Origin of the sequence: Microbacterium plantarum, assembly GCF_035231185.1 — a bacterium.
In the GTDB taxonomy this organism is placed as follows: domain Bacteria; phylum Actinomycetota; class Actinomycetes; order Actinomycetales; family Microbacteriaceae; genus Microbacterium; species Microbacterium plantarum.
The window spans coordinates 2,848,456-2,860,520 of the sequence record NZ_CP141117.1; the positions used below are offsets into that span (position 1 = coordinate 2,848,456).

The 12,065-nt window shown below is 71.1% G+C and carries 12 protein-coding genes; 9 read left to right on the plus strand and 3 right to left on the minus strand.

What is annotated here, in order from left to right:
• Nucleotides 1-111: 111 nt before the first annotated feature.
• Nucleotides 112-3,873 carry a phosphodiester glycosidase family protein gene (locus VC184_RS13690; protein ID WP_323986625.1) on the plus strand — a complete coding sequence of 1,254 codons (3,762 nt, stop codon included), beginning with the start codon at nt 112-114 and terminating at the stop codon, nt 3,871-3,873.
• On the opposite strand, the gene VC184_RS13695 is transcribed toward VC184_RS13690, so the two are convergent.
• The gene (locus VC184_RS13695) at nt 3,874-4,341 is read right to left on the minus strand and encodes an acyl-CoA thioesterase (protein WP_240309703.1); all 468 of its coding nucleotides are present in this window, start codon (nt 4,339-4,341) and stop codon (nt 3,874-3,876) included.
• A 91-nt stretch (nt 4,342-4,432) separates the two neighbouring features.
• On the opposite strand from VC184_RS13695, the gene VC184_RS13700 reads away from it, so the two are divergent.
• A complete protein-coding gene (locus tag VC184_RS13700; protein WP_112617818.1) occupies nt 4,433-4,666 on the plus strand; it encodes a three-helix bundle dimerization domain-containing protein in 234 nt (77 codons plus the stop codon).
• Nucleotides 4,667-4,677: 11 nt separating this feature from the next.
• Here the strand turns inward: VC184_RS13700 and VC184_RS13705 are convergent, their stop codons facing one another.
• Nucleotides 4,678-5,367, minus strand: coding sequence for an L-ribulose-5-phosphate 4-epimerase (locus tag VC184_RS13705; RefSeq protein WP_323986626.1), 690 nt, complete (start codon nt 5,365-5,367; stop codon nt 4,678-4,680).
• A gap of 117 nt (nt 5,368-5,484) precedes the next feature.
• Here VC184_RS13705 and VC184_RS13710 point away from each other — a divergent pair, with 117 nt between their 5' ends.
• Genes VC184_RS13710 through VC184_RS13725 form a run of 4 tightly spaced genes read left to right on the plus strand, consistent with a single transcriptional unit; the run spans nt 5,485 to nt 8,167 of the window.
• The gene (locus VC184_RS13710; protein WP_323986628.1) at nt 5,485-6,585 is read left to right on the plus strand and encodes a VanZ family protein; all 1,101 of its coding nucleotides are present in this window, start codon (nt 5,485-5,487) and stop codon (nt 6,583-6,585) included.
• A 19-nt stretch (nt 6,586-6,604) separates the two neighbouring features.
• A complete protein-coding gene (locus VC184_RS13715; protein WP_162815494.1) occupies nt 6,605-6,781 on the plus strand; it encodes a hypothetical protein in 177 nt (58 codons plus the stop codon).
• Between the two features lie 52 nt (nt 6,782-6,833).
• Nucleotides 6,834-7,370, plus strand: coding sequence for a VOC family protein (locus tag VC184_RS13720; protein WP_323986630.1), 537 nt, complete (start codon nt 6,834-6,836; stop codon nt 7,368-7,370).
• A complete protein-coding gene (locus VC184_RS13725; RefSeq protein WP_323986632.1) occupies nt 7,367-8,167 on the plus strand; it encodes a MerR family transcriptional regulator in 801 nt (266 codons plus the stop codon). The genes VC184_RS13720 and VC184_RS13725 overlap by 4 nt, the downstream gene beginning before the upstream one ends.
• Nucleotides 8,168-8,199: 32 nt before the next feature.
• Here VC184_RS13725 and VC184_RS13730 read toward each other — a convergent pair whose 3' ends face one another.
• The gene (locus VC184_RS13730) at nt 8,200-9,162 is read right to left on the minus strand and encodes an alpha/beta fold hydrolase (protein ID WP_323986634.1); all 963 of its coding nucleotides are present in this window, start codon (nt 9,160-9,162) and stop codon (nt 8,200-8,202) included.
• A 77-nt stretch (nt 9,163-9,239) separates the two neighbouring features.
• On the opposite strand from VC184_RS13730, the gene VC184_RS13735 reads away from it, so the two are divergent.
• Genes VC184_RS13735 through VC184_RS13745 form a run of 3 tightly spaced genes read left to right on the plus strand, consistent with a single transcriptional unit; the run spans nt 9,240 to nt 12,052 of the window.
• Nucleotides 9,240-10,355, plus strand: a complete 1,116-nt coding sequence (locus tag VC184_RS13735; RefSeq protein WP_323986635.1) for a Gfo/Idh/MocA family protein — start codon at nt 9,240-9,242, stop codon at nt 10,353-10,355.
• Between the two features lie 9 nt (nt 10,356-10,364).
• Nucleotides 10,365-11,306 carry a metal ABC transporter substrate-binding protein gene (locus tag VC184_RS13740; protein WP_323986636.1) on the plus strand — a complete coding sequence of 314 codons (942 nt, stop codon included), beginning with the start codon at nt 10,365-10,367 and terminating at the stop codon, nt 11,304-11,306.
• A complete protein-coding gene (locus VC184_RS13745; protein WP_323986637.1) occupies nt 11,303-12,052 on the plus strand; it encodes a metal ABC transporter ATP-binding protein in 750 nt (249 codons plus the stop codon). Before VC184_RS13740 ends, VC184_RS13745 begins: the two co-directional genes overlap by 4 nt.
• Nucleotides 12,053-12,065 lie beyond the last annotated feature (13 nt).

Genomic DNA, 12,065 nt, shown 5'->3' on the forward strand with positions numbered 1-12,065 from the left:
TCAGGCCGCGCGCATCGTCACCGGGCGCGGCACCGACGGTTCACCTGAGGGTCATCCCCCCGCCACCGGACCATCATCCTCTCGGACGCCCCCGTCCGTAGGGTGCTCCGCGTGCCCGCCCTCACCTCACGTCTCTCCCGCCCGGCCCCGAGAACGCGCCGCGGCGCAGTCGCACTGCTCGCCGTCGTCACCGCGACCGCTGCGAGCATCGGCGCCCTGAGCCCGGCATCCGCCGTCGCCGCGCCCGACACGGGCGGACTCGACCTCGGCGGCGGGAACTCGTCGATGCTCAGCGCCGACGCTCAGACGCTCGCGCCCGGACTGGAGCTCACCGACTTCCGCCGGCTGCAACCCGCCGGCTGGGTGACCGGCCACGTGATGCGCGCCGACCTCACGACACCGACCCTGTCGCTCGACGTGCTCGACGCCGGCACGGTGTCGGGTGGTGCCATGCTCAGCGACCAGATCGCCGGCACCGGTGCGGTCGCGGCGATCAACGGCGACTACTTCGACATGAACTACTCGACCGCACCGGTCGGCACGAACGTGTCACCGACCGAAGGTCTGCGTACCGCGGCCCCCGGCATGCGCCAGGCGTTCACGATCTCCGACGGACTCGCCGCCGTGCAGGCCCTGACCTCGGGCGCCACGGTCGCCGTCGACGGCACCGTGCACCGACTGGCCGGCGTCAACAGCCCCGACATCGGCGTCGACGGCATCGGGTGGTACACCCCCGCGTGGGGCTCCCACCCGTTGAGCCGCCCGCTCGGCGGACCCGCCGAGATCGCCGGCTCGATCGCCCGCGTCACGGTGCAGGACGGCGTCGTGACCGAGGTCACCACCGACGCGGCATCCGTCACGGGCACGACGGCCATCGCCGACGGCTCCGGCGTGCTCATCGGCCGTGACGGCGGCGCCACCACGCTGGCCGCCTTCGAGGTCGGCGACACGGTCGAGGTCACGGTCGAGGCGTCCGCCGACGTCGACCTCGCCGTCAGCGGGTCGCAGCGCATGATCGTCGACGGCGTGCAGACCGACGAAGACCAGGTCGAGGCGGCCCGCACCGCCATCGGCGTCAACCGCGACGGCACGGAGGTCACCGTCGTCACCATCGACGGACGCGCCGGCGACAGCCGCGGCATGACCATCCGAGAGCTCGGCGACCTCATGCTCGACCTCGACGTCTACAACGCCGTCAACCTCGACGGCGGCGGCTCGACGATGCTCGCCGTGCGCGAACCCGGTGACGCCGAGGCGTCCATCCACAACCGCCCCTCCGACGGGGGCGAGCGCGTCGTCGCCAACAGCCTCGCCTTCTTCTCGTCGGCCCCGGCCGGCGTCGTCGACGACGTGAAGGTCGCACCGGCCCTCGACGCGGCCGGCTCCGACGCCGTCTTCCCCGGGCTCCACCGCACGCTGGCCGGCACCGGCCTCGACGCCAACCTCACGGGGGTCGACGTCATCGGCGATTTCTCCGCGACGGATGCCGCTGTCACGGTGTCTGCGTCGGGTGACGCGACGGCGCTCGTCGCGGGCGTGACCCCGGGCACCGCCACCGTCTCGTTCGAGGCCGAGGGCAAGACCGCGACCACCGAGGTGCGGGTGCTCGGCGACCTCGAGCGGGTGCGCCCGTCGTCGACGGTCGTCGCCCTGCCCGAGCCCGGCCAGACCGCGACCGTCCGCCTCACGGGTCTGGACGCCGACGGCTTCACCGCGCCGCTCGAGACCGCCGACGTCAGCGTCGAGCACGGGGCCGACGTGACCGTCGAGCGGAACGGCCTGGACGCGTTCCTCATCACCCCGACCACCGACAGCGGCTCGGCGACGGTGACCTTCACCGCCGGTGGACGCAGCGTCGACGTCGCGGTGACCATCGGCTACCGCACCATCTCGGTGGCCGATTTCACCGACGCGGCGTCGTGGACCGCCGGAGTCGCGCGTGCGACCGGTGAGCTCACCCCGACCACCGGCCCCGACGGTCGAGCCGCGCTGCGCATGACCTACGACTTCACCACCACCACCAGCACGCGCGGCTACTACGCGATCGCTCCGGAGCAGGTCGATGCCGCGTCGGGCCGCGTGCTCGAGGGCCAGCCGCAAGCGATCACGCTGTGGATCGACGGCGACGGCTCGGGCGCCTGGCCCCGCCTGCAGATGCGAACCGGCACCGACACGACGATCAACCTCGACGGCCCCATGATCGACTGGACCGGCTGGCGCCAGGCACGCTTCACCGTGCCGGCGGGCACGGCGTATCCGCTGACATTCCAGCGTGTGCGCATTATGGAGACCCGGTCGTCGGCCACCTACCACGGCGACATCGCCATCTCCGGCCTCGAGTCGATCGTCGCACCCGACGTCGACCAGCCGGTGGCCCCGAAGGTGTTCGACCCGGTGATCGTCACCGACGGCAGCGTCGACGGCCGCTCCCAGCGGATCGCGGTCATGAGCGACGCGCAGTTCGTCGCCCGCAACCCCGATTCCGAGGTCGTCGTCGCCGCACGCGAGACACTGCGCGAGATCGTCGCGGCCGAGCCCGACTACCTCGTCATCAACGGAGACTTCGTCGACGAGGCATCCGTCGCCGACTTCGAGCTCGCTGCCCGCATCCTCGAGGAGGAGGTCGGCGACCGTGTGCCCTACATCTACGTGCCCGGCAACCACGAGATCATGGGCGGCGCGATCTCGAACTTCACCTCGGCGTTCGGCGCGGCGTTCCGATCCGTCGACCTCGGCTCGACGCGCATGATCACCCTGAACTCGTCGGCCGGCTCGTTCCGGGCGTCGGGCATGGAGCAGCTGGAGTTCCTGGACTCCGAGTTGGCCGCCGCGGCGGAGGACTCGTCGGTGACGGGCGTGCTCGTCTTCTCGCACCACCCGGCCGACGACCCGCTGCCGTCGAAGGCGAGCCAGCTCTCCGACCGCTACGAGGCGGCGCAGTTCGTGTCGACGCTCGCGGCCTTCCGCGCCGACACCGGCAAGTCGGTCGCCATGGTGAACGGCCACGTCGGCGTCTTCGACGCGACGAGCTACGACGGCGTCTCGCGGGTGCTGAACGGCAACTCGGGCAAGGGGCCCTCGGGAACCCCGGATGCCGGCGGCTTCACCGGCTGGACCATGCTCGGCGTGAACCCCGGCGCCGGTGTCGTGGGCACGGGGCCCGCCGTGGTGGAGGACCGCATCCGATGGATGCAGGCCGAGACGAAGCCGCGCGTGCAATCGCTCGATCTCGCGGCACCGACGGTGCTCGAGGTCGGCGAGACGGTGCCCGTGTCGGCGACGCTGACACAGGACGGCGGGCGCACGGTTCCCGTCGCCTGGCCGGTGAGCGCGGACTGGGCCGGCGCCGGGCTCGACGTCGTCGGGTCGGATGCACGGGCGGACGCCGAGGCGCGATCGGGGCGCGCCGAGCGCGCGCAGACCGAAGCAGCCGCCTCGGGCGCGCTGCGCCTGAACCCCTCCTCCGGTGAGCTGACCGCCGTGTCGGCCGGCGATGCCTCGATCTCGGTGACCGTGAACGGGGTGACCGACACGGTGGAGGTCACGGTCGTCGCGGCGCCGGGTGACGGCGAGCCGGGCACACCGGGTGACAGCGGGCCGGGCGCACCGGGTGACAGCGGGCCGGGCGCACCGGGCGACAGCGGGCCGGGCGCACCGGGCGACAGCGGGTCGGGCGCACCGGGCGACAGCGGGCCGGGCATGCCCGGTTCCGGCGGCGGGTCGGGGCCGGATGCCGGGTCGAGCGATGCTCTGGCCGCTACCGGCGCCGACGCAGGGACGATCGGCGGGGTCGCCGGACTGGCGGCTCTCGTCGCAGCCCTCGGCCTGGCGCTGCTCGTGTGGCGACGTCGCGCGAGGGCCGCGTCCCGGTGATCAGGGCAGGCGCACCGAGTCGGTCTTGGGGTGCTCGCGCGGCATCCGATCACGGTCGTACGTGATGGCGGAGTAGCCGTGCGGGATCGGCTGCCCGTCCTCGTCGACGCTCACGAACACGAGACGCTCGATCGAGAGGATGCGCTTGCGCGTGATCATGTTGCGCACGACGGCGCGCATCGTCAGCGAGGTGCGACCGAAGTGCGTCGCGGTCAGGCCCATCTCGATGAGGTCGCCCTGCAGCGCCGACGACTCGAAGTTGATCTCCGAGATGAGCTTGGTCACCACGCGGTAGTTGCCGAGCTGGATGATCGCGTAGATCGCGGCTTCCTCGTCGATCCAGCGGAGCAGACTGCCGCCGAAGAGCGTGCCGTTGGCGTTCAGGTCTTCCGGCCGCACCCACTTGCGGGTGTGGAAGTTGATGCCGCCCTCCGACCAGGGCCATTCGGAACTCGTCTGATCGCTCACGTTGATCCAGCCTAATCCCGCACATGATCGCACGCGCGGGGCGTCGCGTCGACGGGTTTCGCCGGCAGCACGGACGTCGGATGATGTGGCCATGGACAAGCCTGCGAAAGAGTTCGACGCCCACGAGGTGACGGAAGAGGTCGCCGACCGGGTCAAGAAGCGGATGCCGGACCTCGACGACGAGCTCATCCACCGCGAGGCGGCGGCCTCGGTTGAGAGCCACGCCGACGCCCGCGTCACGGACTTCATCGGCATCATCGCCGAACGCGAGACCCGCGAGCGCCTCGCCGGTATCGCCGACGAGGCGCCGACCGAGTCCGACTGACCGGTGCGGGGCTACCGGCGGTCGTCGGTGGTCTGTCCGTAAACGTTCTGATACCGGTCGTACAGCGCATCGATCGCGTCCCGCGGAATCGGGAGCAACTCCCCCGCCTGCCGGGCGATGTGGACCGTGCGAGCCACGTCCTCCACCATCACCGCAGCCTTGACCGCATCCTTCGCACTCGACCCGATCGTGAACGGCCCATGGTTCTGCATCAACACCGCCCGGGAACGATGCCCCCGAAGCGTGTCCACGATCCCCCGGCCGATCGAGTCATCACCGATGATCGCGAACGGACCCACCGGGATCGGCCCCCCGAACTCATCAGCCATCGCCGTGATCACACACGGGATCTCCTCACCCCGCGCCGCCCACGCCACCGCATACGTCGAATGCGTGTGCACCACACCACCCACCTCGGGCATGTTCCGATACACATACGCATGCGCCGCCGTATCACTGGACGGCGACCGGTCACTGCCCGGCGTCCCCGGCACCACATTGCCGTCCAGATCGCACACGATCATGTTCTCCGGAGCCAACTCGTCATACGACACCCCCGACGGCTTGATCACGAACAGATCAGCCCCCGGAACCCGCCCCGACACGTTGCCACCGGTCCACACGACCAGCCCGTAACGCACCAGCTCCGCGTGCAACGACGCCACCTCGGCCCGAACCCGCGCCACCGCTTCGTGTTCCATCGGACTCCTCCGCCTCTCGGAATCAGCCGGCTCCGCCTTCGGGACCGGCGGTCGTCATGTTACCGGTAACACTCACAGTGTCCAGAAGAACCCGCCTGGTCTGGAAAAGTTGTCGGAATGGGTGACAACGTCTTCCTCGGCGCCGTCGCGATCGGCATCGGCGCGCTCGTCGGCCTCGTGCTGTTCGTGCCCTTCGTCGCGGTCCAGTACCGGCGCGCGGGGCATCTCACCGCGGGCCAGCTCGTGCTGTCGGGCGCGGCCCTCGTCTACTTCTTCGCGATCTGGACCTACACGCTGCTGCCGCTCCCCGACCCGTCGAGCATGCGGTGCGCCGGATCCAACCTGAACCTCTTCGAGCTCGTCGACGACATCCGCGGCGCTGCGCAGCGCGCCGGAGGCAGCCCGCGGGCCTTCCTCTCCGACTCGGCCTTCCTGCAGCTCGCCCTCAACGTCCTGCTCTTCCTCCCGCTCGGCTTCTTCGTACGGGTTCTCGCCCGCCGCGGCATCCTCGTCGCGTTCGCGGCCGGCCTCGGCATCTCGCTCATCGTCGAGTTCACACAGCTGACCGGAGTCTGGGGCGTCTACCCGTGCGCCTACCGCGTCTTCGACGTCGACGACCTGCTCACCAACACCGTCGGAGCGGTCATCGGCTCGATCCTCGCGCTCCTCGTGCCGCGCCGCCCGGTCTCCGAGGAGCCGGACGCACCGCGACCGGTGACGCGCGGCCGCCGCATCCTCGCGATGGTGTGCGACCTGCTCGCCTATTCGCTCGTCGGCATCTTCGTGAGCGTCGGCATCCAGGCGGCCCTCGTCTTCACGGGCAACCGCGACGTCGCCGTCGAGACCGACCTCGCGGGTCAGGCCGGCTCGATCGCCGCGCTCGCGGTCGTCGGCGGATGCGTCCTGGTGTCGGGCCGGACGATCGGCGACCTGACCGTGCGCCTCCGCTACGCCGGTGGCCCGGCCCCCGCCGTGGTGACCCGACTCACGCGGTTCCTCGGCGGCATCGGCGGCTACGCGCTGCTGGATCAGCTCCCCGGCCCCTGGGGCTTCCTCGCCTTCGTCTTCCTCGTGGCCTGCGCGATCCTCACGTTCACGACGCAGGGCGGCCGCGGCCTGCCCGGTCTGCTCGGTGCTCAGGTACTGCGCGACAGCCGGGAGCATGGTCCCGCAGGACGAGTCGAAATCACCCGTATGGGGGACGCGCCCCGGCGCTGAGATCCGTAGCGTCGAGAGCATGGACGTCGAAGCACTCGCCCACACCGCCACCGGCGCTCTTGTCGGCATCGCCCTCGGATTCCTGGTGGGACTCCTCACCCTCAACCCGATGCTCGGCGTCATCGTCGGCGGCGTCGCGATGGTCGTGCTCGCCATCGCTGCGGCCATGCTGCTCCCGCGCGGCGTCTACCGCTGACCGGGGCACCCCCGCTTGACCCTCACGCGACGTGAGGGCCGAGAGTGGTCGCATGACCGACCCCGAGACCCCCTATTACGACGCTTTCGAGATCAGCCCCGTTCCCCCGCCCGGACCGGATGCCGTCGCGCCCGAGCCCTATCGCGGCATCTACGGGATGCCGGCGTTCGTCACGATCCCCACGCACGATCTGACGACCTCGTCGCGGTTCTGGACCGCGGGCCTGGGGTTCTTCGAGCTCTTCACGATCCCCGGCACGCTCATCCACCTGCGCCGCTGGGCATTCCAGGATGTCCTGCTCGTCGCCGGCGACCCGGGATCGGCGCCCGCATCCGAACCGCCCGCACTGACCTACAGCTACGCCTGCGTCCTCGCCGAGCTCGACGGCATCGTCGAGGCCTGCCGCGCGCTGAACCCGGGGGCGGTCGGCGAGCCCCGCGACACCCCGTGGAACAGTCGCGAGGTCGAGATCCTCACCCCGGAGAACGCGCGTATCGTCGTCACGGCGGCGAAGCCCTACGAGCCCGACAGCGCCGCAGCACGCTCCCTCGCCGCCATCGGCATCACACCCTCGCAGGAGCACCCATGAGCGACATCAGCACGGACGGGGTGACGGTCGGGCGCGCGGCATCCGATCTCGGGGTCACGGTGCGCACCCTGCACCACTGGGACGAGATCGGCCTCGCCTCGCCGTCGCTGCGCACCGACGCCGGGTACCGGCTGTACACCGCCGCCGACATCGCTCGCCTGCAGCGCATCGTCGTGTACCGCGAGGTCGGGCTGGGGCTCGACCAGATCCGCACCATCCTCGACGAGCCGGGTCGCGACACCTCCGCGGCTCTCCGGGAGCAACGCGACGAGGTGTCGCGATCGCTCGCCCGGCTCGAGGGCCTCCGCGCCGGTCTCGACCGCATGATCGAGGCGCACGAGCGCGGCGTGCTGCTCACCGCCGAGGAGCAGCTGTCGATCTTCGGCCCCGACTGGAACCCCGACTGGCCCGCCCTCGCCCGGCGCCGCTACGGCGACTCCCCGCAGTGGCAGCAGTACGCCGAACGCGCCGCCACCCGCACCCCCGACCAGTGGCGGGAGATCACCGCGACGATGACCGCGCTCGAGGCCGACCTCGCCGCGGCCGCCGACGCGGGCATCGAGCCCGGCGCGCCGGAGGCCGAGGCGCTCGTCGAGCGCCACCGTGCCGCGATCAGCGAGTACTTCCCGGTGAGCCGGTCGATGCAGGTCTGCCTCGGTCGGATGTACGAAGCGGATGCCGCGTTCACCGCGCACTACGATCGTCTCCGTCCCGGCCTCACCTCGTGGCTGCGCCGCAGCATCGACGCGAGCGCCCGCGCGCACGGCATCGACCCCGACACCGCGGTGTGGGAGTGACGACGAGGAAGTGACGTCGCGAGCCCGCCGACTCAGCTGCGTCCGCCGGTGAACGCGCGCCACATGACGGCGGCGTGCGACTCCTTCGCATGCTCGACGCCGACCTCGTCGCCCTCCCGCGCGCTGAACCACTCCTGCACGCGGTAGCGCGCCGCGCGCCACATGAGGGCGATCCCGCCGTACGCAGGCCGGGGCACGCGCGCCTCCTCCTGCGACATCTGACCGCGGCGGGGCAGGTCGCCCGCGACGAAGGCGTCCATGAGCTTGGCTACGCCGATCGCGTTGCCGTTGATGACCGAGTGCGCGGCGCCGTGGATCTCCCACCGCCACGCGTCGCGCGCGACGGCCAGGAGCTCCGAGTGGAAGTACCGCGGCGACGAGAAGTCGCGCGCGCCGCGGATCAGCAGCACCTGCGCAGAGACGTCCGCCAGGCGCTCGCGCAGCGGATACCGCATCATGTGCGGCAGCACCCGCATGAAGTAGGCGAAGCCGCAGAGCAGGTAGGCGCTGACCGCCAGCATCACGAGGCGGAACGGCTCGAACAGCGATGACTGCCCGAACCGGATCGCCTGCAGCACCACCGAGCGCTCGCGGTCGTTCACGACCGGACCGATGAGGACGGCCTGACCGATGCCGGGGCGCCGCGTGAGCACCTCCGTGACGATCTGCGTGCCGAAGGAGTGCCCGAGCAATACGGGATCATCGAGCTCGAACCGATCGAGCACCGCCTCCACCTGGTCGGCGAAGAACGCCACCGATGGCTCGTCGCGCGGCGCACGCTGACCGGCGAAGCCCGGAAGGTCGAGAGCGTAGACCCGCGCGTTCTGCGCGAGCGTCGGGGCGAGCAGGTCGAAGTAGGTCGCGGCCACCCCGATGCCCGCGATCAGCACGAAGGCCCGCCCCGCATCCGCCGACGACGCGGTCTGCACCCGCGTGACCCGAGTGCGCACCCCGTCGAACGCGACCGTCTCGACGTCGATGTCGGCCGGCTCCATATCATCTTCACCGCCGCGAGCGCGCCCCTCCACCATGCCCCTACCGTCTCACACGCCGCCCCGTGCAGACTGTGCCGATGACCCTCACCTTCGCCATCGTCGGCAGCGGATGGCGCAGTGACTTCTTCCTGCGCATCGCCGCCGCCCTTCCCGAGCGGTTCCGCATCTCCGGCCTCGTCACCCGCAGCGCGGCGACCGCGGCCGAGATCGAGAACCGGTGGGGCGTCCGCGGCTACAGCGACCTCGACGCTCTGCTCGCCGACGGCACCCCCGACTTCGTGGTCGTCTCGGTGCCGCGCGACGTGGCTCCCGGGATCATCGTCGACCTCGCCGACCGCGGCATCCCGGTCCTGACCGAGACACCGCCCGCCGCCGGGATCGACGACCTCGTCGACCTGTGGGAGCACCTCGCCCGCCCGGGGATGCCGACGGTGCAGGTCGCCGAGCAGTACCACCTGTCGCCGCTGCTGTCGGCACAGCTCGCGGTGGCCCGTTCCGGACGGCTGGGCACCCCGTCACAGGCGCTCGTCGCGCAGTGCCACGACTATCACGGCGTCAGCGTCATGCGGCGAGCGCTCGGCATCGGGGCCGACGAGACCGAGATCACGGCATCCGTCTTCCGGTCTCCGCTCGTGGCGGGCCCGGGCCGCGACGGCGACCCCACCGAGGAGCGGATCGTCACCGCGACGCAGACCACGGCACGGTTCGCGTTCGGCGACCGCCTGGGCGTGTACGACTTCGCCGGCGAGCAGTACTTCTCGTGGATCCGCGGCAACCGCCTGCTGATCCGCGGCGAGCGCGGCGAGATCGAGAACGGCGAGGTGCGCCACCTCCGCCGGTTCGACGAGCCCGTCTTCGACTCGCTGCGACGGGTCATGACGGGCGAGGGCGGCAACCTGGAGGGGATGTTCCTGCGCGGCATCCTCCTCGGCGACGAGTGGGTCTTCCGCAACCCCTTCCTCCCGGCCCGCCTCAACGACGACGAGATCGCGATCGCGCGGATGCTCGACGGCATGCCGGGCGCCATCGACGGGCACGCGCCGGTCTATTCGCTGGCCGAGGCCAGCCAGGACCACTACCTCGCGCTGCTGATGCAGCAGGCGGCCGAGTCCGGTAACACCGTGCGTTCGACGCGTCAACCCTGGGCCGATGTCGTCGACGAGGAATTGCACGCCCGGGAGGCCAGCGGGTAATTTTTCGGTATGCCGAAAAATCGACCTCGCCGCCTTTCCGCGCTGGTCGCCCTGGGGGCGACGGCTGCGCTCCTCGCGGGCTGCGCGACGGGCTCGAACGCCGACGTCGCCGGCGAGCCGTCGGGCGACCGGCCCGTCGTGCTGACGACGTTCACGGTGCTCGCCGACATCGCCCGCAACATCGCGGGAGACCGACTCGATGTGCGATCGATCACGAAGGCCGGGGCCGAGATCCACGGCTACGAGCCCACCCCGCGCGATATCGCGGCGGCGTCCGACGCCGACCTGATCCTCGACAACGGGCTGGGCCTCGAGTCATGGTTCGCGCGGTTCGTCGAGACCGCCGACGCACCGCACGCCGTCGTGTCCCAGGGCGTCGAGACGATCGACATCACCGGAGACGCCTACGCCGGCAAGCCCAACCCCCACGCCTGGATGAGCCCCCTGAACGTGCAGCTGTACGTCGACAACATCGTCGCGGCGTTCAGCGAGCTCGATCCCGCGGGCGCCGACGCCTACGCCGCGAACGGCGCCGCCTACAACGACGAGCTGCAGCGCATCCACGACGATCTCGTCGCCGACCTCGAGACGGTGCCCGTCGAGCAGCGCGCGCTCGTGACGTGCGAAGGGGCCTTCTCGTACCTCGCTCGAGATGCCGGGCTCACCGAGGCCTACATCTGGCCCGTCAACGCCGAGCAGCAGGCGACACCCCAGCAGATCCGGCAGACGATCGAGTTCGTCGACGACAATGACGTGCCCGCCGTGTTCTGCGAGTCGACGGTCTCGGACCGCCCGATGCAGCAGGTCGTCGAGGCGACGGATGCCGTCTTCGGCGGCACCCTCTACGTCGACTCGCTCTCCGAGCAGGACGGCCCCGTGCCGACCTACCTCGACCTGCTCCGCCACGACGCCGAGACCATCACGGCGGCGCTGACCGGGAGCGCCTCGTGAGCGGCGTGGCCGGCGCGTCTCCGGGAATCGAGGTCACCGGAGTCTCGGTGCGCTACCGCGACATCGTGGCACTCGACGACGTCAACCTCACCGTCACGCCCGGCCGCGTGACCGCGCTGATCGGCATGAACGGATCGGGCAAGTCGACGCTGTTCAAGTCGATCACGGGTCTCGTCCGTCCCGCGAGCGGCCGGGTGAGCATCGCCGGTCAGACCCCCGCGCTCGCCCGCCGCCGCGGCGTCATCGGCTACGTGCCCCAGAGCGAGGACGTCGACTGGACCTTCCCGGTCTCGGTGCGAGACGTCGTCATGATGGGCCGGTACGGTCGCCTCGGCCTCACCCGCCGCCCGCGCCCCGAGGACCATCGCGCCGTCGACGCCGCCCTCGAGCGGGTCGAACTGGGCGACCTCGCCGACCGCCAGATCGGCCGGCTGTCGGGCGGGCAGCGCAAACGCGCGTTCGTCGCGCGCGGCATCGCCCAGGATGCCGGCGTCCTGCTCCTCGACGAGCCCTTCGCAGGAGTCGACAAGAAGTCCGAGGCGACGATCGTGCGCCTGCTCCGCGAGATCGCGGCCGACGGCCGCACCGTGCTGGTCTCCACCCATGACCTGCACGCCCTCCCCTCGCTCGCCGACGAAGCCGTGCTGCTGCTGCGCCGCGTCGTCTTCCAGGGAGCCGTCGACGAGGCGCTCCGCCCCGAGCTGCTCGCGCGCGCCTTCGGCCTGACCATCGAGGAGCGCCCGTGAACCTCATCGACAT

Bases quoted from the DNA above. Each gene is read 5' to 3' on its own strand.
- VC184_RS13700 (WP_112617818.1), top strand. From the start codon at position 4,433: ATGGACAAGCCTGCGAAAGAGTTCGACGCCCACGAGGTGACGGAAGAG.
- VC184_RS13705 (WP_323986626.1), bottom strand. From the start codon at position 5,367: ATGGAACACGAAGCGGTGGCGCGGGTTCGGGCCGAGGTGGCGTCGTTG.
- VC184_RS13710 (WP_323986628.1), top strand. From the start codon at position 5,485: ATGGGTGACAACGTCTTCCTCGGCGCCGTCGCGATCGGCATCGGCGCG.
- VC184_RS13715 (WP_162815494.1), top strand. From the start codon at position 6,605: ATGGACGTCGAAGCACTCGCCCACACCGCCACCGGCGCTCTTGTCGGC.
- VC184_RS13720 (WP_323986630.1), top strand. From the start codon at position 6,834: ATGACCGACCCCGAGACCCCCTATTACGACGCTTTCGAGATCAGCCCC.
- VC184_RS13725 (WP_323986632.1), top strand. From the start codon at position 7,367: ATGAGCGACATCAGCACGGACGGGGTGACGGTCGGGCGCGCGGCATCC.
- VC184_RS13730 (WP_323986634.1), bottom strand. From the start codon at position 9,162: ATGGAGCCGGCCGACATCGACGTCGAGACGGTCGCGTTCGACGGGGTG.
- VC184_RS13735 (WP_323986635.1), top strand. From the start codon at position 9,240: ATGACCCTCACCTTCGCCATCGTCGGCAGCGGATGGCGCAGTGACTTC.
- VC184_RS13740 (WP_323986636.1), top strand. From the start codon at position 10,365: ATGCCGAAAAATCGACCTCGCCGCCTTTCCGCGCTGGTCGCCCTGGGG.